The sequence below is a fragment of the Flagellimonas spongiicola genome (genome assembly GCF_023502425.1).
GTDB classification, from domain to species: domain Bacteria; phylum Bacteroidota; class Bacteroidia; order Flavobacteriales; family Flavobacteriaceae; genus Flagellimonas; species Flagellimonas spongiicola.
Genome location: NZ_JAMFMA010000001.1, coordinates 62518 through 84343, shown reverse-complemented (window position 1 = coordinate 84343; position 21826 = coordinate 62518). Strand labels below are relative to the sequence as shown.

The 21826-nt window shown below is 39.7% G+C and carries 21 protein-coding genes; 9 read left to right on the top strand and 12 right to left on the bottom strand.

Annotated elements, in window-relative coordinates; all coding sequences use genetic code 11:
• Positions 1-5: 5 nt before the first annotated feature.
• The 5 genes from M3P19_RS00370 (at position 6) to rlmB (ending at position 8244) form a co-directional block, all read left to right on the top strand.
• Positions 6-1715, top strand: a complete 1710-nt coding sequence (locus tag M3P19_RS00370; protein WP_249655633.1) for a SusD/RagB family nutrient-binding outer membrane lipoprotein — start codon at positions 6-8, stop codon at positions 1713-1715.
• Between the two features lie 29 nt (positions 1716-1744).
• Positions 1745-2617 (top strand): hypothetical protein, encoded by an 873-nt coding sequence (locus M3P19_RS00365; RefSeq protein ID WP_249655632.1) that lies wholly within the window; start codon positions 1745-1747, stop codon positions 2615-2617.
• A 124-nt stretch (positions 2618-2741) separates the two neighbouring features.
• Positions 2742-4082 carry an arylsulfotransferase family protein gene (locus M3P19_RS00360; RefSeq protein ID WP_249655631.1) on the top strand — a complete coding sequence of 447 codons (1341 nt, stop codon included), beginning with the start codon at positions 2742-2744 and terminating at the stop codon, positions 4080-4082.
• Positions 4083-4163: 81 nt separating this feature from the next.
• Complete coding sequence (locus tag M3P19_RS00355) at positions 4164-7502, top strand: VCBS repeat-containing protein (RefSeq protein ID WP_249655630.1); 3339 nt, start codon at positions 4164-4166, stop codon at positions 7500-7502.
• Between the two features lie 10 nt (positions 7503-7512).
• Entirely contained in the window at positions 7513-8244 is a 732-nt protein-coding gene (gene rlmB, locus M3P19_RS00350; RefSeq protein WP_249655629.1) for a 23S rRNA (guanosine(2251)-2'-O)-methyltransferase RlmB, read from the top strand.
• 9 nt (positions 8245-8253) lie between these two features.
• Here rlmB and M3P19_RS00345 read toward each other — a convergent pair whose 3' ends face one another.
• The gene (locus tag M3P19_RS00345; protein WP_249655628.1) at positions 8254-8976 is read right to left on the bottom strand and encodes a rhomboid family intramembrane serine protease; all 723 of its coding nucleotides are present in this window, start codon (positions 8974-8976) and stop codon (positions 8254-8256) included.
• A gap of 132 nt (positions 8977-9108) precedes the next feature.
• Between M3P19_RS00345 and M3P19_RS00340 the strand changes: the two genes are divergently transcribed.
• Entirely contained in the window at positions 9109-10386 is a 1278-nt protein-coding gene (locus M3P19_RS00340; protein ID WP_249655627.1) for a replication-associated recombination protein A, read from the top strand.
• Here the strand turns inward: M3P19_RS00340 and M3P19_RS00335 are convergent.
• The 8 genes from M3P19_RS00335 to M3P19_RS00300 form a co-directional block, all read right to left on the bottom strand.
• On the bottom strand, positions 10383-11222 hold the full coding sequence (locus M3P19_RS00335; protein ID WP_249655626.1) for a hypothetical protein: 840 nt from the start codon (positions 11220-11222) through the stop codon (positions 10383-10385). The genes M3P19_RS00340 and M3P19_RS00335 overlap by 4 nt on opposite strands.
• A 13-nt stretch (positions 11223-11235) precedes the next feature.
• Positions 11236-12696: a DUF5723 family protein gene (locus M3P19_RS00330; protein ID WP_249655625.1), complete on the bottom strand. Its 1461-nt coding sequence runs from the start codon at positions 12694-12696 to the stop codon at positions 11236-11238.
• Positions 12693-13244 (bottom strand): hypothetical protein, encoded by a 552-nt coding sequence (locus tag M3P19_RS00325; protein WP_249655624.1) that lies wholly within the window; start codon positions 13242-13244, stop codon positions 12693-12695. Before M3P19_RS00325 ends, M3P19_RS00330 begins: the two co-directional genes overlap by 4 nt.
• A 58-nt stretch (positions 13245-13302) precedes the next feature.
• The gene (locus tag M3P19_RS00320) at positions 13303-13992 is read right to left on the bottom strand and encodes a YjjG family noncanonical pyrimidine nucleotidase (protein ID WP_249655623.1); all 690 of its coding nucleotides are present in this window, start codon (positions 13990-13992) and stop codon (positions 13303-13305) included.
• Positions 13985-15280 (bottom strand): polysaccharide deacetylase family protein, encoded by a 1296-nt coding sequence (locus M3P19_RS00315; RefSeq protein WP_249655622.1) that lies wholly within the window; start codon positions 15278-15280, stop codon positions 13985-13987. Before M3P19_RS00315 ends, M3P19_RS00320 begins: the two co-directional genes overlap by 8 nt.
• Before the next feature lie 13 nt (positions 15281-15293).
• The gene (gene radC, locus M3P19_RS00310) at positions 15294-15992 is read right to left on the bottom strand and encodes a RadC family protein (protein WP_249655621.1); all 699 of its coding nucleotides are present in this window, start codon (positions 15990-15992) and stop codon (positions 15294-15296) included.
• Positions 15993-16227: 235 nt separating this feature from the next.
• Positions 16228-16413 (bottom strand): hypothetical protein, encoded by a 186-nt coding sequence (locus tag M3P19_RS00305; protein WP_249655620.1) that lies wholly within the window; start codon positions 16411-16413, stop codon positions 16228-16230.
• 51 nt (positions 16414-16464) lie between these two features.
• Entirely contained in the window at positions 16465-17820 is a 1356-nt protein-coding gene (locus M3P19_RS00300; RefSeq protein ID WP_249655619.1) for a UDP-N-acetylmuramate--L-alanine ligase, read from the bottom strand.
• Between the two features lie 95 nt (positions 17821-17915).
• Between M3P19_RS00300 and M3P19_RS00295 the strand changes: the two genes are divergently transcribed.
• The 3 genes from M3P19_RS00295 (at position 17916) to M3P19_RS00285 (ending at position 19486) form a co-directional block, all read left to right on the top strand.
• Positions 17916-18227, top strand: a complete 312-nt coding sequence (locus M3P19_RS00295; RefSeq protein ID WP_249655618.1) for a cupin domain-containing protein — start codon at positions 17916-17918, stop codon at positions 18225-18227.
• Between the two features lie 2 nt (positions 18228-18229).
• Positions 18230-19015, top strand: a complete 786-nt coding sequence (locus tag M3P19_RS00290) for an SDR family oxidoreductase (RefSeq protein ID WP_249655617.1) — start codon at positions 18230-18232, stop codon at positions 19013-19015.
• 96 nt (positions 19016-19111) lie between these two features.
• Positions 19112-19486 carry a DoxX family membrane protein gene (locus M3P19_RS00285; protein WP_249655616.1) on the top strand — a complete coding sequence of 125 codons (375 nt, stop codon included), beginning with the start codon at positions 19112-19114 and terminating at the stop codon, positions 19484-19486.
• A 74-nt stretch (positions 19487-19560) separates the two neighbouring features.
• Here the strand turns inward: M3P19_RS00285 and M3P19_RS00280 are convergent, their stop codons facing one another.
• From M3P19_RS00280 to M3P19_RS00270, 3 genes are read right to left on the bottom strand one after another with little or no spacing between them, the layout of a single operon-like run.
• Positions 19561-20286 (bottom strand): LytR/AlgR family response regulator transcription factor, encoded by a 726-nt coding sequence (locus tag M3P19_RS00280; RefSeq protein WP_249655615.1) that lies wholly within the window; start codon positions 20284-20286, stop codon positions 19561-19563.
• A complete protein-coding gene (locus tag M3P19_RS00275; protein ID WP_249655613.1) occupies positions 20283-21341 on the bottom strand; it encodes a sensor histidine kinase in 1059 nt (352 codons plus the stop codon). The genes M3P19_RS00280 and M3P19_RS00275 overlap by 4 nt, the downstream gene beginning before the upstream one ends.
• 40 nt (positions 21342-21381) lie before the next feature.
• Complete coding sequence (locus M3P19_RS00270) at positions 21382-21600, bottom strand: hypothetical protein (protein WP_249655612.1); 219 nt, start codon at positions 21598-21600, stop codon at positions 21382-21384.
• Positions 21601-21826 lie beyond the last annotated feature (226 nt).

The following is a 21826-nucleotide window of genomic DNA, read 5'->3' as shown; positions in this document are numbered from 1 at the left end:
AAATAATGAAACGGATAACTAGAAATATTTTTACGGCATTCTTCGGAATGGCCCTTGTATTGGTTTCCTGTGAGACAACGGAATTGGACCTTACTGCAGATCCAAACTTCTTGACTCCAGAACAGTCTTCTCCTGATTTCCTATTGAATGCAGTTCAGGAAGACTTTGTGAGACAGTTCGAAGGGGATGCCGATAACGACCCTAACGATAACTGGGCATCGGGTGGTAACACTACCGGTGACGGTTTCAATGAACTTGGCATGGAGCTTACCCGTGTTGTTAACATGAGTGGTAGGAACTATGTGAGTGTATACCAAGGAAGTGACATGTCCGATGAATGGGACAATGCGTACAGGACTTTGGCAAACATCAGAACATTAGAGCCATTGGCTGAAGCCTCTGAATTGTTCACCCACTTGGGTATGGCCAACTTCTTTGAGGCCTACCTATTTGTGACCATGGTGGATTTCTTCGGGGATGTACCGTACTCCGAGGCTGCCATCGCAGATGACAACTTCAACCCGGTTGCGGATCCAGGTGCTTCAATCTATGATGCCGCATTGGCCTTGTTGGATCAGGCAATTGCCAATTTCAATGCTACGGAGTCTGCATTGCCACCGACTGACCTTTACTATGGAGGTGATGAGGACCAATGGATCAAGGCCTGTAATACCTTGAAGATGAAGATCTATTTACAACGTAGATTGGTGGACGCCAGCGCTGCGGCTAGCTTCAATGCTATCGTAGCTGGAGGTGACTACATCGATGCTACTGCTGATGATTTTCTATTCAGCTGGGGTGCAACCAGTGCTTCACAGCCTGATAACAGACACCCTCGTTACGGGATCAACTATACGGTTTCCGGTGGCGGTGATTACATGTCCAACTGGTTGATGAATCTAATGACTACATCAAATGACCCAAGAACACGTTACTACTTCTACCGTCAGACTACTGCGGTTCCAGGTGCGGAAATTCCACCAGATGAGGAAACTTTGAACTGTTCTTTGGAAGCACCACCACAGCACTATATTGACGGAGGTTATACATTCTGTTACCTTCCTAATGGATACTGGGGCCGTGATCACGGTGATGCGGATGGTATCCCACCAGATGGTCTTTTGAGAACTGTATATGGAACTTACCCGGTAGGTGGTAAATTCGATGATGATAGTTTTGAAGCCATTGGTTTAGTTGCTGGTGCAGCAGGTCTTGGAATCAGTAATTTATTGACAGCGTTCGATATAGACTTTAAAATCGCCGAGATGGCATTGGCCGCTAACGATGAGCCTGGTGCTAGAACTGCATTATTAGACGGTGTAACTAAATCAATTGCCAAGGTTCAAGCTTTTGCAGCTACAAGATTGGGGTCTGCAGATGGGTCGTTTGAACCTGATGCTGCTGCTGTTACTGCCTATATAGATGCAGTTGGTACCGCATATGATGCAGCTGATACTGCTGGTAAGTGGGACATTTTAGGTGAGCAGTTGTTCATCGCAAGTTTCGGGAATGGTGTGGAGCCTTACAACTTCTACAGAAGAACAGGTGCCCCAACTACTTTGCAGGCAAACTTGGAGCCAAATCCGGATGTTTTCGTTCGGTCTATGTACTATCCGACAAACTCGGTTAACAACAACTCTAGCATCAGCCAGAAAGCAAACCAACAACAACCAGTTTTCTGGGACAACAATGGTTCGGCTCCTGCTGCTAACTAATAACTGCATTGAAAACAAAATAAGAATTCATGAAAAATTTAAAATTATTTATAGCACTTGCTTTCGTCGCGCTTATGGCTTCTTGCTCTGAGGATGATAAGATTACCGTGCTAGTTCAGGATACTGTTGAGCGAGGTGCGGTTTTAAGGACTGTCTCGTTTGAGAGCACAACGTTCAATGTCTTTGATCCGGCCTCCATTTTCGGGGTGACCATCGAGGAGCAAGACCTATTGGATGGTGGATTATTGTCCAACATGGAAATCTATGTTGGCTTCGTAGACAATACGGATTCCAATGGAACGACCACTGCTGCCGAGACCTTGGTGAGCACCGTGGCTGCTTCTGAGTTCACCAATGGACCGAACAACCTGCCAAGGACCAGCTTTAGCGTGAGTCTTGGTGAGGCCCTTAGTGCCTTGGGTATCGTAAACGATCCTGCCAACGTAACAGGTGGTGACCAGATTGCCATTCGTTTGGTGGTGAACCTTACCGATGGTAGATCTTTTACCGATGTTGATGCTACTGGTAACGTTTCCGGTGGTTCCTTCTTCTCTTCTCCATATGCGTACAGAGCAGGGATCAACTGTATTCCAGTTGCTCCAGTGACCGGGGATTATGAGTTGACCATGGATGACAGCTATGGTGATGGATGGGATGGTGCATTTATTACCGTTACCATTGATGGAACAGCTACTGATTACACGGTATCCGTTGCTCAAGCGACGACCAATACCGAGACGATCAATGTTCCTGATGGAACTACAGATTTACTATGGGAATACACCCCAGGAAACTTTGAAGGTGAGCACTCTTTTGAGTTGATCGCGCCTACAGGTGAGACTGCTGCTGCTGGCGGCCCTGGCCCAACTCCTGGTGAGATTGTGTTGAACATCTGTAACTAGAGAAATGGAATAGGATCTTGATCCTATCACAATAGAAAGAGGCATCAATTGATGCCTCTTTTTTTTGATATATATTCTTCAATTTTCATATTTTCGATTTTGATTACCTTAGTCAAAAATTACTATGAAACATACGTTTAGACTTCTTATAGCGTCGCTGTTTTCTGTATTCTTATTATTGAATGCGTGCAACAATAACGATGACACCCCAGAACCAACAGATGATGACTCCATTGGGGAAACACCTACTGATGACGAACCTACGGATGATGGTCCAACGGACCCGCTGCCAGAAGATATCGCTGGTACAGTTGAGTTTTTTAATGAACCAAAAGTGGAAGATACCTATGTGCTGATAAATGACGCAGGTAATGACCGGGTCTACCTAATGGACAAAGATGCTGTAATTTTACATGAATGGGACTTGCCCTTCGGTATCGGAAACGATGTAGAACTTTTGGATGACGGTCGCCTATTGGGCATCATGAAAGCGGAAGCGCCGGATATTACCTATGGCGGACAAGGGGGAAAATTACAGTTTGTGAACCCTGATAGCTCGGTAGAATGGAATTTTGACTATTCATCTGAAGATTACATTACCCATCACGATGTGGAGCTCTTACCAAACGGCAATGTAATCACATTGGTATGGGAAAAACGTAGTCAAGAAGTTGCCGAACAGGCAGGATCCGTTTTAAGTGAGGCTATTTTTCCAGAAGCCATTATTGAAATCAACCCACTCACAGATGAAATTGTATGGGAATGGCACGCTTGGGACCATATCATACAGGATCATGATGATACCAAGGATAATTTTGGGGTATTAGCAGATAATCCTCGTTTGATAGACCTGAATTATGTTACAGATAAACAAGGTGATATCATGCATGCCAATGGCATCGAATATGACGAAGAAAATGATATCATTTACATCAGCGTAAACTTTTATCATGAGGTTTGGGTAATTGATCATAGCACAACCACGGAAGAAGCCGCTAGCCACACTGGGGGAAATTATGGTTTCGGTGGGGATTTGATCTATAGATTTGGTAATCCTGAAGTATATGACAATCCTATGGGGGAACGATTATTTTATAATAATCACCATCCGCGATTGTTGTCTGGTGAAGATCTTGGAAAATTTACAATCTATATGAACGGGGGCGATTTGAATCAATCCACAGCATATGAACTACTGCTACCAGACCCGCTATCTCTTGCAGCAAATACAAACAATGAACCTACCATTGCATGGAGCTTCACCGATGCAAACCTTTATGCACCTAGGGTGTCAGGTATGGTTAAATCCCCAAATGGGAACCGACTCATCACGGAGGGCGACTTTGGTGTATGGGAAGTTACTGAAGCAGGTGAAGTGGTATGGAAATTCGCAGGAGAAGGGTTTTTCTGGAGAGCTTATCATTACGAAAAAGACCATCCTGGTGTAGTTGAATTAGGTCTTTAACGGCCTATTGCTGTATTCCTAGGAATATTAACAATGCTTATCCTCATATTATAGTATATTCCCGTGCTAATTGCTAATTGCATGTCAAAAGCCTATACATCACTTTTAATTGCACTACTTGCCCTTAGTTGCGTATCTGAAAAAAAAGAAGATTCTGTCAACGAAGAATCCGTTATGGATTCGTCCACGAAAAAGATTTTCCAAAAATTGGAAAGTTCAAAAACTGGGATTGACTTCAACAACAGACTTACGCATGATGTGGCGACCATGGAAAATCTTTTTGATTATGATTACTTCTATAATGGTGCAGGCGTTGGTGTTGAAGACTTGAATAATGATGGTCTCCTAGATCTTGTGTTCTGCGGGAATCAAGTTGCCAATAAAATCTATATAAATACTGGCAATTTCACCTTTGAGGATGTCACGGATTCTTCAGGGATCAATTCAGGGAAAAACTGGTCCAATGGTGTAACTTTTGCAGACGTCAATAATGATGGTTGGATGGATATCTATTTCTCTCAAGGCGGACCAAAAAATCGTATTGAGCGAAAAAATCTATTGTTTATCAATCAAAAGGATGGCACCTTCACCGAACAAGCTGAGGAAATGGGCCTTGCCGATCAAGGAATCAGCACCCAGTCCGCTTTTTTCGATTTTGACAAGGATGGTGATTTGGATTGCATGGTAATGAATGAAAACGAATTGTATGGGTTTGATCCGATAAGCCTTCAGCGTTACCTAGATTCAAATCCTGAAAGCATTTATTACAATTCCTCCCATTTGTACCGAAATGATGGGGGTAAATTTGTGGACATCACCCGCTCCGCTGGACTTGAAAAACCAATTTTCGGCTTAGGTCTTTCCGTTTCTGACATTAACAATGATGGTTGGTTGGACATTTATTTGGCAAGTGATTACTATTTGCCGGATGTCATGTACATCAACAACAAAAACGGCACTTTTTCTGATCAAATCAAAAAAACCACAAATCAAATCTCCTTTTATGGGATGGGACTGGATATTGCTGATATCGACAACGATAACCTTCAAGACATCTTTGTACTTGATATGGCAGCCAATGACCATGTAAGATCAAAAACCTTGATGGCTTCCATGAGCACAAGCCGATTTGATTATTTGGTGAACAAAAGGGAATTCCAACATCAATACATGTACAATTCCTTGCAGCAGAATATTGGTGGATTAAAATTCAACAATATTTCCCAGCTATCTGGTGTTGCCAATACGGATTGGAGTTGGTCGGTACTCATGAACGATTTTGATCTGGATGGTCAAAAAGAAATTCACATTACCAATGGTTATAGGCGCTATGCATTAGATAACGACCTCCAGCGAAGAGTTTTTGAAGCTAGACAGAAATACGGGAACAATGTTCCTTTGGATGTAAAACAAAGTTTGTACGAATCCATGCCTTCAGAGCGCTTACCCAATATTTTGTACAAACAATCCTCCAAATTACAATTCAAAAATGTTTCAACTGAATGGGGTCTGGATGATTTTTCCTTTAGTAATGGCGCAATAAGCGCTGATTTGGACAATGATGGTGATTTAGACCTTGTTGTAAATAACATGGACGATAACGCATTCGTTTACCGTAACACAACTATTGAAGAAGGCAACGCCAATTATCTAAAAATTATTCCTAAGGGCAATAGCTCTGAAGTGTTCGCAAAAATCTATATCCATGTTGATGGGAAACCTCAAATGATGGAGGTTAAAAGAGTACGTGGATATCGGTCATCACAGGAAAATAATGCGCTCTTTGGAATAGGCAATGCCTCCAAAATTGATTCCATTCAAGTAGTTTGGGCCTCTGGAAAAATCGAAAAAAAGTTTGACGTAGCTGCGAATAGCACCTTGGAGTTCCATGAGAACGATGCCAAATCCACTAATAATCAGGTTATATCCAACAATCTGTTCCAAAAGTTGACCACTAGTGCATATGGACTAGATTATACCCATCAGGAAAACCCTTTTGATGATTTTGAAAAAGAGATCTTGTTACCCTACAAACAATCCAATTTAGGACCAATTGTATCCCAAGGGGATATTAATAATGACGGTTTGATGGATATCCATGTTGGAGGTGCAGCGGGCCAACCTGGAGCAGTGTTTATTCAAAATACAACGGGGTTCACAAAATTAGCCTCGCCTGCATTGGTTGCTGATGCAGCTTATGAGGACATGGAGTCCCTATTCTTTGATTTTGACGGGGACAAGGACCAAGATCTTTATATTGTTAGTGGTGGAAATGAATTTGCAGAATTTTCATCCTATCACACTGATCGTATTTACATTAATGACGGCCGCGGCAACCTTACCCGAATGGAGAGTGACGCCTTGGGTAAATATCCCAAAAATGGCAAATCCGTAGTTTTCTTGGATTTTGATAAGGATGGTGATAACGATTTGTTGATTGGAAATCGCGTATCTCCAGGAATGTATCCGAATCATCAACCATCTACCTTATTTGAAAATAGAAATGGGGAACTTATAGATGTAACCGACGCTGTTGTTCCGGATTTAGCGGATTTTGGCATCATAAACGATATACAGCTCACGGACGTAAACAATGACGGTCTGGATGATTTCATTGCTGTGGGAGAGTGGACAGGAATTGGTGTGTTTATTAATAAAAACGGTCGCTTTGAAAATATGGCCGCAGACGATCCAGTACTTCAACAAAAAGGATGGTGGTTCTCTGTCAATGAGACTGATGTCAACAATGATGGACTTAAAGATTATATACTAGGCAATGCGGGACTAAATATCAAATTTAAAGCCTCCAAAGAGAAACCCTTTAAAATTTTTGCAGCGGATTTTGATGAGAATGGTACAAATGATATTGTGTTGAGCAAGAAGTACAATGGCACCTATGTACCGGTAAGAGGTCGTGAATGTTCATCTCAACAAATGCCTTTTATAAAAGATAAATTTGGAACCTATAACGAATTTGCAAATGCCACATTGGTAGATATTTATGGTGAAAAATTGGAATCTTCTTATGAGCGGAGTGTTACCGAATTCAATTCCATTTTATTGATCAACAACGGCAATGATGCTTTTGAAAAGCATATTCTACCTACGGAAGTGCAAGCTTTCCCCCTACTCGATTGCGTTTTCATTGATATCAACAAGGACGGTTTTGAGGATGTCATTACTGCTGGAAACATTTATGAAACCGAGGTAGAAACACCGAGATTGGATGCAATATCAGGTTTAATCCTTATTTCAAACGGCAAGGATGGCTATTTTCCAATGTCACAGCATGAATCTGGATTGTACCTTGAAGGAAATGTAAAATCGTTAGAGTTGATTGAAGGTCCCAATAGTACTTATTTGATAAACACCACAAATAATGGCCCCTTAGGCATCCATAAGATTTCACCTAGCTATTAGAATCACTGCAATGAACAACCAGATATACGGTATACGGGCTATTTTAGAGGCCATTGAGGCAGACCAACCTATCAATAAAGTCTTTTTGCAAAAAGGATTGGCGGGAGAACTCTTTCGAGAATTGGAAAGCACAATCCGGAAAAATGGAATCAGTAGTTCTTATGTCCCTGTTGAAAAACTTAACAGACTTACCAAGAACAACCACCAAGGAGCGGTAGCTCAAATATCACCGGTACAGTTCCATGACTTTGAGGCGTTGGCAGAAAAGGTTTTGGAGGAGAAGGATGCGCCATTTTTTCTTCTACTAGATCAAATTTCTGATGTCCGTAACTTTGGCGCCATTATTAGAACAGCTGAAGTTTGCGGCGTTGACGGGATAATAATACCAAAAAACGGCGCTGCACCAATTACTCCGGACACAGTAAAAACCTCTGCCGGGGCGGTATTCAATGTCCCTATCGCAAAAGTTGATCACTTGAAAGATGCTATTTATTATTTGCAATCTTCCGGGGTTAACGTGGTAGGTGCCACAGAAAAAGCTGATAAAAACCTCTATAGTATTGATTTCAAATTAGCTTGTGCCATAGTCATGGGTGCTGAGGATAGAGGTATTTCAAGTTCAGTGCTAAAGGTATTGGATCATTCCGCCAAACTTCCTTTGATGGGACAGATTGGTTCACTGAATGTGTCTGTAGCATGTGGTGTTTTTCTATACGAGGTTGTACGACAACGTATTTCCTAGATAGGTAGCCTACGAATCTTTGGATTTATACTGGTACGTTATTTTCACCGCGTTTTGGTCCTGTTCTTCAGGTGTGTTCTCAATGAAATTTCCATTCTCGTCAAAATGCTTCAAGAAAGGATCGTTTTCTTCGTCATAACCTTCCTTTTCCCATTCGTATTTTTTCCTGGGTGGTACCTGAACTTTTGTAGTCAATGCAAAAAACAATCCAACAAGAAACCCTGACAAATGACCTTCCCAAGAAATCCCTTCTTTGACTGGAAATATGTACCAAATCATACTTCCATACACAAATACCACAACAAGAGACAATGCCACCAACCTGAAATGCCGTGCAAATATGCCTTTGAAAAAAATGAAACTCGCCAACACATAGATTATTCCGCTTGCGCCAATGTGAAAGGAATCTCGACCTATCAACCATGTCAAAACCCCTGAGAGTAGACCCCCAATCAACAGCACTCTAAACGCCACAGATCGGTAAAAATAAAATAGGAAGGCTGTTAAGACCGCCAATGGTATCGTATTGTTGTATAAATGTTCAACCGATCCATGGATAAAAGGGCTGAAAAATACTCCTTTCAATCCGGAAATCGTTCGTGGTCGCACACCATATTGGTTGAAGTTGAATCCAAATTGCACTTCAATCCAATATACAATCCAAATGGACAGTATAGCAAACAGGGGCATTAACAACACCGAATCACTTATCTGAAATTGTTTTTTAGGCATCTTAATTTATAACTTCAATTATCCTTCCATAGTGTAATCTACTTACAAATTGTCAGCTGTATAGTCGTTTTAATGCTGTTCAAGATTACATTTTTTCGACAATGATCCTTTTAAAAACTTATTTTTATTCCCATGAACGAACCTTTGGCAGAGCGCATACGACCAAGAACTCTGGAAGAGTATATTAGTCAAAATCATTTAGTTGGTGAAAAGGGCTCCCTTACGCATCAAATCAAAAATGGCATTATCCCATCTTTGATTTTTTGGGGCCCTCCTGGTACAGGAAAAACTACCTTAGCGAATATTATTGCCACTGAAAGCGAACGCCCATTTTATACGTTAAGCGCAATTAGTAGTGGTGTAAAAGATGTGCGGGAGGTTATTGAAAAAGCCAAACAGAGCGGAGGACTTTTTACGGCTAAAAATCCTATTTTGTTCATTGATGAAATACATAGATTCAGTAAATCCCAGCAAGATTCTTTGTTGGGCGCAGTGGAAAAGGGATGGGTAACGTTAATTGGTGCGACCACGGAAAATCCCAGTTTTGAGGTAATTCCAGCGCTTTTATCACGTTGCCAAGTCTATATCCTGAACCCTTTTGACAAAACTGATTTAGAAGCCTTGTTGCATAGGGCAATGGCAACCGATACGCACCTAAAATCCAAACAGATTGAACTTGTTGAAACCGAAGCTCTTTTACGTCTGTCAGGAGGTGATGGCAGAAAATTGCTCAACATTTTTGAATTGATCATTAATTCAGATGGCAGTGATACTGTAGAAATCACCAATGACTTGGTAATGGCCAAGGTTCAGAAAAATACAGTGCTTTATGATAAGACGGGTGAGCAACATTACGATATCATATCTGCTTTTATCAAATCGATAAGAGGTAGCGACCCTAACGCTGCAGTATATTGGTTAGCTCGAATGATAGAAGGCGGTGAAGATGTCAAATTCATAGCTAGAAGGTTGGTTATATTGGCTTCTGAAGATATTGGAAATGCTAATCCAACCGCATTGGTGCTTGCCAATGCAACTTTTCAAGCCGTCAATACCATTGGCTACCCCGAGGCGAGAATAATCCTGAGTCAGTGTGCAACATATTTGGCCAGTTCACCAAAAAGCAATGCAAGTTATGTTGCAATAAAACAAGCACAACAGAAAGTACGGGAAACTGGGGATTTGTCGGTTCCACTGGCCATACGAAATGCTCCAACAAAATTAATGAAAGACCTAGGTTATGGTCAAGGTTATGATTATGCCCATGACCATGTACAGAATTTTGTGGATTTTGAATTTCTTCCTGAAGAAATTTCAGGAACCAGTTTTTACATACCGGGAAATACTCCTAGAGAGAATTCGTTGCGGGATTTTTTGAAAAAACGATGGAAAGACAAGTATGAATTTTAGAACTTAATGTTCAATTCCTCCTGCTTTTTACCATTTCCATCTGCATATTCCAATACCCACTTTTCTCCTTTTTTGAATACCATCCCATTCTTGGTATCATCATCTATAAGGAAAATATTATCTACGGAAGTTTTTATCAGCTTAAGGACCACTTTGGGTGAGCTATCCACTAATTGATATCCATTTTCTGTTGGCTGCGCGTACAAGACATTATTTTCTGCAGGTTTCTTTTCCACCGATTTTGTAATATTCGATGCAACTGGCTCCACGCTTTTATAACTCTGCTCTTCTTGAGTAGCGGTTTGTTGCACGACTTTGGAGTCGGGTTGTTTATTTACAGATTTAACATCATCCTTAAAGCTGACGGTCACGGTCTCGCTTTCCTTTTTTGCCGTTTTTTCATCCTTGGGTGTATATGAATATCCGATGGATTTTATTGGCGCGAATGTATTTGAAACGGATTCTCTGTATGCAGCCTTAAACTCCTTTATTTTGCTTCTTCCTTCGATGCTTCGAAACACTTCTGCACCATTACAATCCTTTAAAACAAGTGTGGTACGAGTGCTGAACAAGTTGGAGTTATCTTCCAAATCTGCAACAAGACCTAAACAACGATCACTGGCTAAATCTTCAGGCAATAAATCGTCATAGGTGGTAGTAAATCCTTCTTGTGAGAATAGGAATTTGATCATGGTACTGGTCTGATGCATGTTTTGCTCTTTGAACGCATCAAACTTCTTAGGTACAATGATGTACTTATATTTATTTAATTGCGCGTTTGCCATACCAACAAAAACCAACACAAATACCGATACTAATAACTGTTTAGACTTCATACGTAACAGATACTCAATTATCGTTCCAAGATATAATATTAAATCCGAACTGTAAAGAAGCATAATGAGTGTCCGCTACATTTCTATAGGACAAAAGATTGTCTCCTAGTATATAAAAATTAACTGGTCCAGCTTGAAAATTAAGTCCCAATCCTATATTGGTAAATGAATACTTATCTACCGTATAAGTTGTCTTGAACGACATAGCCTGCCCTAAACGTTTTTGGTAAAAACCAGTCAATGCGGCTTGAACACCTCTTGGTCTCTTTACCATATACAGTTGTCCTCCCACACTATTCCTATACCAATTGTCATTGGTTCCTCCATTACCTTGAGTAATCAAACAGCCACAATTTTCCCGTAACGGACTTGAACCTTCACCAAAATCATATCGTATGGACCCGTAAACTTTTAAAGGTCTAAAGGAAATATAACTACCATCATCCTCCTCATACGGAACTGCCGCTTCTACCTCATCCACCAAATCTTCCCATAACTCGTTGCCAATACTGGTGATGTCTTCTGGCAAAAACACAGTAACTCCTTCAATAGCGGTATTACCCCTAACCGAATAATTCTTTACATCCTTGGAGTTGTAAATGAAACCAAGATCTAACATGCTTCCGGTTATGGTTGTTTGAGGATTTAGTTTGTATGTGAAACCTGCATCAAATCCTAGACCTAAATTTCCGCCTAGGAATACGCGTCTGGTGAATAATGAAGTTAAATCCTCTGCAGTGGTACCTGAATCCACCTCCAAAATATCCAATATCTCTTCAACCCCTGCCGTCTGCAGTTGCATATCAATATCTAAAGTTGATCTATAAATATTGTCTTGACCTTGCGTTGTCCTAAAGGTTCCTTTGTTTGCTGTAGACTGAAATTGGAAAATGGATGAATACAGCTTCGCCCGAGCCCCAACAATAAGACTTTTATCAATCTTACGATTTATCCCGAAATGGATTACGTTGATCATTTCACCGCGCAAGCTTAAATCGCTTAGATCAAAACTTCTTCCAATATTGTTGCCTCCATTTCCTTCAAACGCCAAAATGGCCAAATCTTTAGGCCAATAGGCTATGATATCCGTTTCACCATACATTCCAAAGGAATAGAAGTCATCTGGCCGGTTTTTACCACGGAAACCAATGTTAATGCCATCAATATAACTCGTGGTACTGAAATCATCGCGTTTGCTCATCCCATCTATAAGCCGTTCTCTGACCTTTGTAGTAAAGTCCACACCATCATTGGCAAAAAGGTCATTCACAGTTACGCCACTTGTTCCTCCTTGAAAGGACAAGCCGGACAACACCGGAATACCAACATGCCATTTTTGCATGGTTTTCACACCAGGGTTTACAAGGATGGATTGTGGAATCTCGTAAAAGTCGTACAACAACTGTTTGTTTTGGGCATGTAAAATAATTGCCCCTAAAGACCAAAATAGAATAATCAGAAACCGTTTTTTCATTGTAAACGGAATCTAAACTCGCCAGCTGACCTAAAAATTATTGTAGGGTCTGCGATAGGTGAAACACTTGTATTATCCCCCAAATTCTGCCCAGATACACGTAATCTGGTGGTGTTCGTCAATATATCCAAGTTTTTTCCGCCTGGTCCATAGGCAACTTCCCGCGTCAACAATGGTGCTGGTTCAGGCTCTATGGTAAAGGTTTCTGTATCCAATACCGTATTGGCATCATCCATGAACTCAATGGTCAAGGTAAGTTGTTTACTCGTTGTGTTTTCCAGTTCATACAATAACATCCCGTCTAAAAGATGATCCGCAACAAATTGTTCATTAAATGGATTAAAACTGAATTCTTGGGAATAAAAAACTGGGAAGGTGGGTACAGCATTTATCATTTCCTCTGTAGATTCCAAGTAAAATATACTGGAGGCCACTGTTGGCGTTACGGTCAAATCATCAAATTGATTGAAATCTTGTTCCTCTGAACAGGACAAGGTTAAAATAAACGCAAGGGGTACAGCCAAAAAGCGCGAAAGCAATCTTTTCATGGATCAAAAGCAATTTTATAGTATAACAATGAGGGTAATGCTGTACCCTACTATAACTCTATAAAATGCTTTTTATTTCAATCAAATGGTTAATCATTTGACACAAATTGTGATCAGGTTCGCTATGTGCATTAAAATGAAGTGTTTGCAGACCAACGGACTGCGCACCTAAAATATCAGCTTCTAGATTGTCGCCGATCATTATTGCATTTTTTGGGAGTACGTTGGCTTTTTCCAATGCCAGCTCAAAAATATAGGGATGCGGCTTTTTCACTCCGGCATCCTCAGAATTGACTACGTGTTCAAAGAAATGAAAGATGTTGGCACCTCGGAGCTTTTTCTCTTGAATTTCCTGAAACCCATTTGTAATAATATGCAGTTTGTACTTTGGCGAAAGATATTCCAAGGTCTGCACGGTATCTGGAAAAAGATGGTTATAGGAGGACAAATATTGTATATAAGCATCTGCCAAAACACTTATTGTTGCATCCGAAATCTGCAGGGACAAGGAATCGAAAGTTCTTTTAAGCCTTTGGTACCTTAATTCTTCTTTTGTAACCAGGTTTTCTCGATAAAGCTTCCAATATTCGTGGTTAATGGGAACATAATACTGAAGAAAGTCATCAAGATTTACTGCCACATTATTTTCTGCTAAAATCTTTTCAAAAGTTAGGGCGGAGTTTTTTTCAAAATCCCAGAGTGTATGATCTAAATCAAAAAATATATCGGTTATGGGATATTTAAACATAATAGCGTCTCAATAAAGAATGATACAATTCCATCCAATTTATCTTATGTTCACCCCCCAGAAGCTCATTGGAAAATACCATGATAAACTCACCATTTACCCCTTTGATTTGTTTGTAAATCGCATCCATTTTCTCAAAAATCTCTTCTCTTGTCTTAAATGAAGTCAAAGCATAATCGTGAACTGCAAAGGGATGCACTTTTAAAGGTTGCCGTACTTCCATATTGATATCATAAAAGTAAAATGGTGTGCATGTTCCTGCCCTAAACCCAATTTCATGGGTATACCCCATTGAAAAATCATCGGTGAATTCTGTTTCAATCAAGGTTCTGTATGTCATAGGCACGTTTACCCTATTGTAGCGCAATCGGGAGTACTTTATGGGCCTATTTATCAAGTTGGAAAGTTGTTCTTTTTCTTCTTTAAGAACAATTTTATTTGTTGACGATAACAAGGAAGTACTTAATGAAACAATGCTATAATCTGCAATAGATTTTATCAGATATCTGAATTTATTGTTGTTTGGTGAAATGTTCTTATCGTGCGTGGAATACTTTGCAAACTGGAAGAAAAACATACTTTTCACTGGAAACTTCTTATGAATATCCACCAATTCGAAAAAATTATCATAGGGATCTTTCCTAAAACCTAGCAAGACCATTGTTCTTTGCGCCAATCTTCTAAGTCTGAAATTCCCTAAATCCATAAAAAAACCACCAAGTCCTCTAACCAAACCCCTAAACTTGTAACTATGCGAGGTGGTAACATTTATAATTGGCGTACATGAATAATTGCGTTGAACGTTGTTGATATTCGGGAAACGCTCGGAAAGCAAATTCAACAACCTATATGCCCATATATCTACCACAGGTAGCTCCAAAAAGTTGTTTTGGTAGGCAATACTTTCCTTTGCCGGAAATCTTCCCACGCTGTCCTTCACATGGGGCAAGTATTCTTCATACCGGCTCAAAAGAAAGAAACTAGCGGCAAATATGTCATAGGGTACGGTGCTTTTATCATCTGCCCTGAAAAAGCATGGAACTCCCTCCCAATCTGACACTTTGATATCCAGATCATTTATTCCCTGTTCAAACAAAAGGTCATTACTCCTGATAAAAAATTCGTTTTGGAGCGGTTGTTTGGAGTAGGTCAACTTTGGCCCCGTGTGCTTAATAAAATCCTCCACGGTGCTGGTGAATATCACCTCAATACCCAGAATCCGTTCAAATAAGTGCCTTGCGGTATATGTAAGACGATTGGTAATTTTATGGGTATAAATCAGTAACATTTAGTGCTTTTGGTTATAGCATGCCTTTATCGGCGAAACTAAGATAACCATGTTGCGTAAGAATTAGGTGATCCAGCACCTGAATATCCAATGCTTCTGATGCATTTTTCAATTTTTTCGTGATATGCTTGTCCGCAGCACTGGATCTAAGACTTCCTGATGGGTGGTTATGGGCCAAAATTAGGGCCACCGCACCCAGTTCCAGCGCTTTTTTCAAAACCAAACGTACATCGACCAATGTTCCGGTTATACCTCCTTTGCTAAGTAATGCTTTGTGAACTACTTTGTTATTGTTATTCAGATAAAGTATCCAAAATTCTTCATGTTCCAATTCACCGATTAAAGGAAAGAGTATTTCAAATGCATCCTTGCTACTATTTACTTTGGAATTGTTAGCAATATCATCGCCGCGTCTTCGCCTACCTATTTCCAGCGCAGCAGCTATGGTAACGGCTTTGGCATCCCCAATACCATCAAATTGTTTTAATTGATGCACAGATAATCTCCCCAATTCATTAAGGTTGTGATTAACCATTGCCAAAATACGCTGCGACAATCCTACTGCGCTTTCCTTCTTATTCCCGGAGCCAATTAATATAGCTATCAACTCGGCATCAGATAAAACCGTTCTGCCTTTGTTCACTAATTTTTCCCTGGGCTTGTCATCTTCTGACCAGTCCTTGATGGTCAACGAATTTTGTTTTTTGTGCATAATTTGAAATTAGGTTAAGCATTTATATTCCACTTTATAATGGCATTACCATTATAATTTAAGTTTAGATTTGAGGTATGAGCTAAAGCTCGAATTCTAAAATGTTGAGTGAGTAGCTAAATTTAAATTTGCCACTGGGGTTGAGGTAGTTTCTAAATATAAGGTGAATTTATAGAAGTCAAGAATCGGTTTAGCGATCAATTCAAACCTGATCCATATTCAAGGCATTACCGCATCATGTAATGTCCTCGTTGTTTTGTAGTTCTTGCTGTTCTATTTGTGGTGTGGTATCTTGAATCATTCGATCCTCCTCAAGCACAACGTTCGATATACCAATCATATATGCCGATATCAATATGGACGCAAACTTTCTAAGTTTCCAAAGCCCTATGTTGATTGGAGATTTCTTGTTTTGACCCATAAGAATGGGAATTCAAAAACCATTCCTCGACCAATGGACTGCCAAATTGGCTTAAGAAATTAATCCCTTAAGGCGCTCAAAATCAAGCCCTCCATAGTTGCCAGAACTCATTAACAATAATGCGGAATTGGCAAAATTCATAGCAAATAGATACGTTTGAAAAGATATGGGATCAGTGAATATTTTGGCGTCTCCCCTACCCAGCGCATCTGCGATTTGTTCTGCGCTAACTTCATCCAGTTGTTTGATTTTTACCGCTTCTGGAGAATAAAAGACAACCGCCTCGTCCGCTGCATCTAAAGCACCTGAGTATTCATTCAAGAATTCAGCATTCAAACTGCTATACGTATGCAATTCTAGGCAAGCGATCAGTTTTCTATTTGGGTATTGATTTTTAACCGCTTGTGTAGTAGCCTTGACTTTACTTGGTGAATGGGCAAAATCCTTATAGACCACAGAAGTGGAACTTTCGGCTATTTTCTCCAATCGCTTGGAAGCTCCTTTAAAAGAGGCAATGGCCTCATAAAAGTCCGCCTCATCAACACCCATTTGCTGGCAAATCCATTTCGCCCCTGCCAAATTGTTCAAATTGTGTTGTCCAAATATTTCGACAGGCATAGGCCCTTCCGGTGTCTCTAAATAGGTTACACCGTCTTCTATTTGGTGTTCAGGGGTTTCATAAGGAAATTTTCGAATCGTGTTTTCCGAAGCTTCCACAACCTTTTTAACTTCTGGATCTTCTGCATTATAGGTTATGCTACCACCAGTAACGATGCCATCCACAAAAATGCGAAATTGCTCTACATAGTTTTTAAAAGTTGGGAAAACATTGATGTGATCCCATGCAATGCCACTCATCAAGGCAATATTGGGTTTATACAAATGAAATTTAGGTCTTCTATCAATTGCCGAAGAAAGATATTCGTCACCTTCAAGTACCATGAAATCATTTTCTTCCGTAAGATGCACCATTCTATCAAATCCTTCAAGTTGGGCACCCACCATATAATCCACAGCTATGTCATTATAATCCAAAACATGCAGAATCATAGAAGTTATGGTGGTTTTACCATGGCTACCCCCAATTACAACTCTTGTCTTGTTTTTGGATTGCTCATAAAGAAATTCTGGGTACGAGTAGATGGTCAACCCTAATTCCTGTGCCTTTAACAATTCCGGATTATCCGATTTAGCATGCATTCCAAGAACAATGGCGTCTAATCCGGAATGAATTTTATCCGGAAACCAGCCAAATTCCTCAGGTAACAGTCCTTGAGCAGCCAAACGCCCTTTGGATGGTTCAAAGATTACATCGTCACTGCCAGTTATTGTGTAGCCTTTATGTGCAAGAGCTAGTGCAAGATTATGCATAGCACTGCCTCCAATAGCAATAAAATGGATTTTCATGAAAAGGAATTATATGCCAAAAATAGAAATTGGGACAGGCAATACAAACTAAGTGCACATCTTATTAATTTCTATCTTGTTGAAAATTTAAAAAGATGAATGTAGCAGAGCTAACTCCAAAGGAAATTATGCCTGGTTACCATGGTAAATTAATTCATGGGGAACGTATTTCATGGGCTTTCTGGGAGGTTGAAAAAGATGCTCAAGTACCTGAGCATAGTCATGTACATGAACAAATCATGCATGTTGTTGAAGGACAATTTGAATTTACTTTGGATGGGCATACCAAAATATATATACCTGGTGACGTCGTTGTCATTCCTTCTCATGCCAATCACAGCGGAAGGGCTTTGACCAATTGTAAATTGATGGACGTCTTCAGTCCGGTTAGGGAAGAATATAAATAATCATGAACATCTCTTTAAAAGGCAAAAAAGCTTTAGTTGGCGGAAGTAGCAAAGGAATTGGTGCAGCAATTGCCCTGCAATTGGCCAAAAGTGGGGCCTCTGTGACACTAATGGCCAGGAATCAAGCCAAAATGGAACATCTTCTTGCTGAGTTGGACACAACTTTAGGGCAACAACATCACTATTTAATGGTTGATTTCTCTGACTACGATAACTTTAAAATACAGATTTCCAATTTTTTTGAAACCAATAACGTGGACATCCTTGTCAATAATACACAAGGTCCATCTGCAGGTGGTGCACTGGAAAAAACTGTTGATGACTACCAAGCTGCATTTGACTTGTTGTTCAAAAGTGTTGTATTTACCACTGAGTTGGCCTTAAAACAAATGCAGGCGAAAAGTTGGGGAAGATTAATCAATGTTGCTTCCATCTCTGTAAAAGAACCTTTAAATTACTTGGCATTGTCCAATTCCATAAGAGCAGCCGTGGTTACTTGGGGCAAAAGTTTATCCATTGATGTTGCACAGTACGGAATAACCGTAAATAACGTGCTAACTGGCTATTTTGATACGGATAGAATAGCACAGTTAAACACCAAAAAAGCAGAAAAAATGGGCGTTTCCCCGGAGGAAGTCAGAGCGAGTATGGAAGCTAGAGTACCTGCAAAGCGAATTGGACATCCATCTGAATATGGCTTTTTGGTTACATTTCTTGCCTCAGAGCAGGCCGCATATATCAATGGGACCAACATTCCAATTGATGGTGGATTGTTAAAATCCCTATGACCTACATTTCATCAACATGGTAATATTCAGGTTGTTTTTTTAACATTTTAGCATTTATTTGGTATTTTTATTGCTTAACCGATAAAAATTAACTAAATGAACTCGAAAGTTTTTCTAGTCGTTCGAATCCTGTTGGGCGTATTTGTCCTAGTATTTGGTTTGAACAAGTTCCTCCATTTTATCCCATTTGGTGAAATGCCGGAAGCAGCAATGAACTATTTTGGTGCCCTTTCTTCCACTCACACTATGACCATGGTGGCAATAGTGGAGATTTTGGCAGGCTTAGCTTTGATTTTGAACAAATATGGTGCACTCATGTCCGTTATTTTGATGAGTGTGTCCGTCAATGCGGTGTTATTCCATGCAACGCTTGCACCTGAAGGTGTAGGTCCAGCGCTTTTACTATTGATTTTGAATATAGCAGCAGTGTTTGGTTATAAAGACCGATATAGTGATATGCTCCGCGCTTGATTTTCTACAATACAAACTAAAAGACCCGCCAATTTGGCGGGTCTTTTAGTTTAAGTGGTAGTTAGGTAGCTTTACTACAAGCTCATTTTATCTTTAAAAATATAAGATTGTCTTCGTGAAACTTCTATTTCCTCTCCATTTCCCATTTCCAGTTTTAATTTCCCATTAAACCATGGGACCACATTTACGATGAAATTCGTGTTCACTATTTGTTGGCGATTTGCCCTAAAAAAAGACTGTTCCGGAAGCTTTTCTTCAATTTGATTAAGCGACTTATACAACAACGGCTTTTTATCATCAAAAAATACACGCGTGTAATTCCCTACAATCTCAAAATGTGAAATATCCCCAATTTTAACCAACCAACATGCTTCACCATCTTTTATAAAGATTTGACTGCCTTCAGATAGTTTTTGGCCATTCGTATTGGGATCGGAGATTGAGTTTAATTTTAGTTTCACTTTCTCCAAAGCCATTGCAAACCGTTTTTCGCTTACCGGTTTTAGCAAATAATCCAGAGCATTGTATTCAAAAGACTTAATGGCATACTCATCAAAGGCAGTGGTAAAAACTGTTAATGGGACTTCATCCAACATCTCCAAGAGTTGAAAACCATCCTTTTCTGGCATATTAATGTCCAAAAAAAGAAGTTGGGGGCGTTCTTTGGTAATCAGTTCAAAGCCTTGATCTACATTTTCTGCCTCTCCAAGCAACTCGATATCTGGATAATTTTTTATCAGTTCCTTTAACTCATTACGAGCTAACCGAGAATCCTCCACAATGACCGCACTTATTTTCATGCCATTGGTATTTTAATATCCGCCACTACCTCATCTCCAATTTCCTTAAGTTTGAAGGAAGCTTTATCTGCATATAGAATCTTGAGTCTTTGCTTAATGTTCTTCAATCCTAATTGAGTGCTGTTTTTTCCAATTTGAAGCTTTCCTGTATTTCTTACTTCTATGACCAGGAGTCCTTTTTCCTGTTTAATGGTCAATTCAATTATGCCCCCTCGTTTTAAATTGGAAATACCGTGTTTTACGGCATTCTCAACCAACAATTGAATAATCATTGGTGGGATTTCAAGTTGGAGTGTCTCAGGGGCTATGTCTTTTTTGAACTCTAACCGCTCCTCAAATTGTATTTTGGATAAATCGATATAATTATCAACTACCTCCAATTCTTCTTCAACAGCAATTGAATTGCTATTGTTTTTGGTTAAGGAGTAGCGTAGAATTTCTGATAACTTGGTTAGCATTTCCCGGGATTTATCTACATCCTCCAACATCAGACCTCTAATATTGTTGAGACTGTTGAACATAAAATGCGGGTTAATCTGCCCTTTTAGTGTATTAAGTTGTGCTTGTTTTAGATGTGTGCTTAATTCGAGACGTTCAATTCTGTCCTTGTTTAGTTTCAGCAGGAGTTTTATCACCAAATAAGTCACGATCCATGCACCTATGATGAATAATGCATTCACTACCTGAATCCAAACGCTATCATAGGTATTGAATAGTTGAATTTCACCTTCAGTAAGCTCTGGTCCCAATTTCACATAGGCATATCCAAATCCAAAATTCAAAAAACCAAATAGTGCAGCGCCTCCAAGGTATACACAAAGAATCACTAGAAAATCCTTTACGGAAAAATCTTCGAATTTAACGTGTCTTTTAAGAATCAAGCGCAATAAAGTCGTTGAAAAGATACCGATGAACATCCCGGTGATAATGGAATATACAACGAGCTCAATGCTTATCTTTTTCAAGACAAAAACGGACAACATATTTATAAATCCCCAGCCTAAAAACTGTAGGAGCCAAAAAAACTGGTTTCTTTTGCGATCCGTCAATTCCATTCTAAAAATGCTTATTTCAAATATAGGTCATTAGCCTACATTAAATACTGGAACGACTTGTTCTTCGTTTAAATAAATTGCAGCATTTAGTTTCAGGTTTTAAGAATGCGATCCACATAAACGACATTCCGGCATAGAAAATTGGAAAGTAATCGCCGTGATCCCAGTTGTTGAACTTTCCAACAAGACCTACAATAGTTCCAACAACGCCTAAAACAAAAATCAATTTTTGTGTATTGCTTAATTTTTTCATTTTCATGGGATTAAGGTTTGAATCAAATCAAAACGTCCAAAAGAACAGTCAGAATTAATTTTGCTAGAGTGATCATAATTGCTGTTTTAAGTTTTGATAAGTCAAATGTACAAGGGCATAGACCCATTTAGAAGTGAAATATGACCAGTGGTAATTTTCAAACCTTAAACGGTAAGTTGATCCCAGAAATAAAAAAAGGAGCCTAAAAGGCTCCTTTTCATGGAAATACCAT

Excerpts from the sequence above, each read along its gene's own strand:
- M3P19_RS00275 (WP_249655613.1), bottom strand. The coding sequence starts at position 21,341 with ATGGAATTGACGGATCGCAAAAGAAACCAGTTTTTTTGGCTCCTACAG.
- M3P19_RS00315 (WP_249655622.1), bottom strand. The coding sequence starts at position 15,280 with ATGTTACTGATTTATACCCATAAAATTACCAATCGTCTTACATATACC.
- M3P19_RS00360 (WP_249655631.1), top strand. The coding sequence starts at position 2,742 with ATGAAACATACGTTTAGACTTCTTATAGCGTCGCTGTTTTCTGTATTC.
- M3P19_RS00290 (WP_249655617.1), top strand. The coding sequence starts at position 18,230 with ATGAACATCTCTTTAAAAGGCAAAAAAGCTTTAGTTGGCGGAAGTAGC.
- M3P19_RS00340 (WP_249655627.1), top strand. The coding sequence starts at position 9,109 with ATGAACGAACCTTTGGCAGAGCGCATACGACCAAGAACTCTGGAAGAG.
- radC (WP_249655621.1), bottom strand. The coding sequence starts at position 15,992 with ATGCACAAAAAACAAAATTCGTTGACCATCAAGGACTGGTCAGAAGAT.
- M3P19_RS00300 (WP_249655619.1), bottom strand. The coding sequence starts at position 17,820 with ATGAAAATCCATTTTATTGCTATTGGAGGCAGTGCTATGCATAATCTT.
- M3P19_RS00295 (WP_249655618.1), top strand. The coding sequence starts at position 17,916 with ATGAATGTAGCAGAGCTAACTCCAAAGGAAATTATGCCTGGTTACCAT.
- M3P19_RS00335 (WP_249655626.1), bottom strand. The coding sequence starts at position 11,222 with ATGAAGTCTAAACAGTTATTAGTATCGGTATTTGTGTTGGTTTTTGTT.
- M3P19_RS00270 (WP_249655612.1), bottom strand. The coding sequence starts at position 21,600 with ATGAAAATGAAAAAATTAAGCAATACACAAAAATTGATTTTTGTTTTA.
- M3P19_RS00305 (WP_249655620.1), bottom strand. The coding sequence starts at position 16,413 with ATGGGTCAAAACAAGAAATCTCCAATCAACATAGGGCTTTGGAAACTT.
- M3P19_RS00355 (WP_249655630.1), top strand. The coding sequence starts at position 4,164 with ATGTCAAAAGCCTATACATCACTTTTAATTGCACTACTTGCCCTTAGT.
- rlmB (WP_249655629.1), top strand. The coding sequence starts at position 7,513 with ATGAACAACCAGATATACGGTATACGGGCTATTTTAGAGGCCATTGAG.
- M3P19_RS00325 (WP_249655624.1), bottom strand. The coding sequence starts at position 13,244 with ATGAAAAGATTGCTTTCGCGCTTTTTGGCTGTACCCCTTGCGTTTATT.
- M3P19_RS00330 (WP_249655625.1), bottom strand. The coding sequence starts at position 12,696 with ATGAAAAAACGGTTTCTGATTATTCTATTTTGGTCTTTAGGGGCAATT.
- M3P19_RS00285 (WP_249655616.1), top strand. The coding sequence starts at position 19,112 with ATGAACTCGAAAGTTTTTCTAGTCGTTCGAATCCTGTTGGGCGTATTT.
- M3P19_RS00345 (WP_249655628.1), bottom strand. The coding sequence starts at position 8,976 with ATGCCTAAAAAACAATTTCAGATAAGTGATTCGGTGTTGTTAATGCCC.
- M3P19_RS00280 (WP_249655615.1), bottom strand. The coding sequence starts at position 20,286 with ATGAAAATAAGTGCGGTCATTGTGGAGGATTCTCGGTTAGCTCGTAAT.
- M3P19_RS00320 (WP_249655623.1), bottom strand. The coding sequence starts at position 13,992 with ATGTTTAAATATCCCATAACCGATATATTTTTTGATTTAGATCATACA.
- M3P19_RS00365 (WP_249655632.1), top strand. The coding sequence starts at position 1,745 with ATGAAAAATTTAAAATTATTTATAGCACTTGCTTTCGTCGCGCTTATG.
- M3P19_RS00370 (WP_249655633.1), top strand. The coding sequence starts at position 6 with ATGAAACGGATAACTAGAAATATTTTTACGGCATTCTTCGGAATGGCC.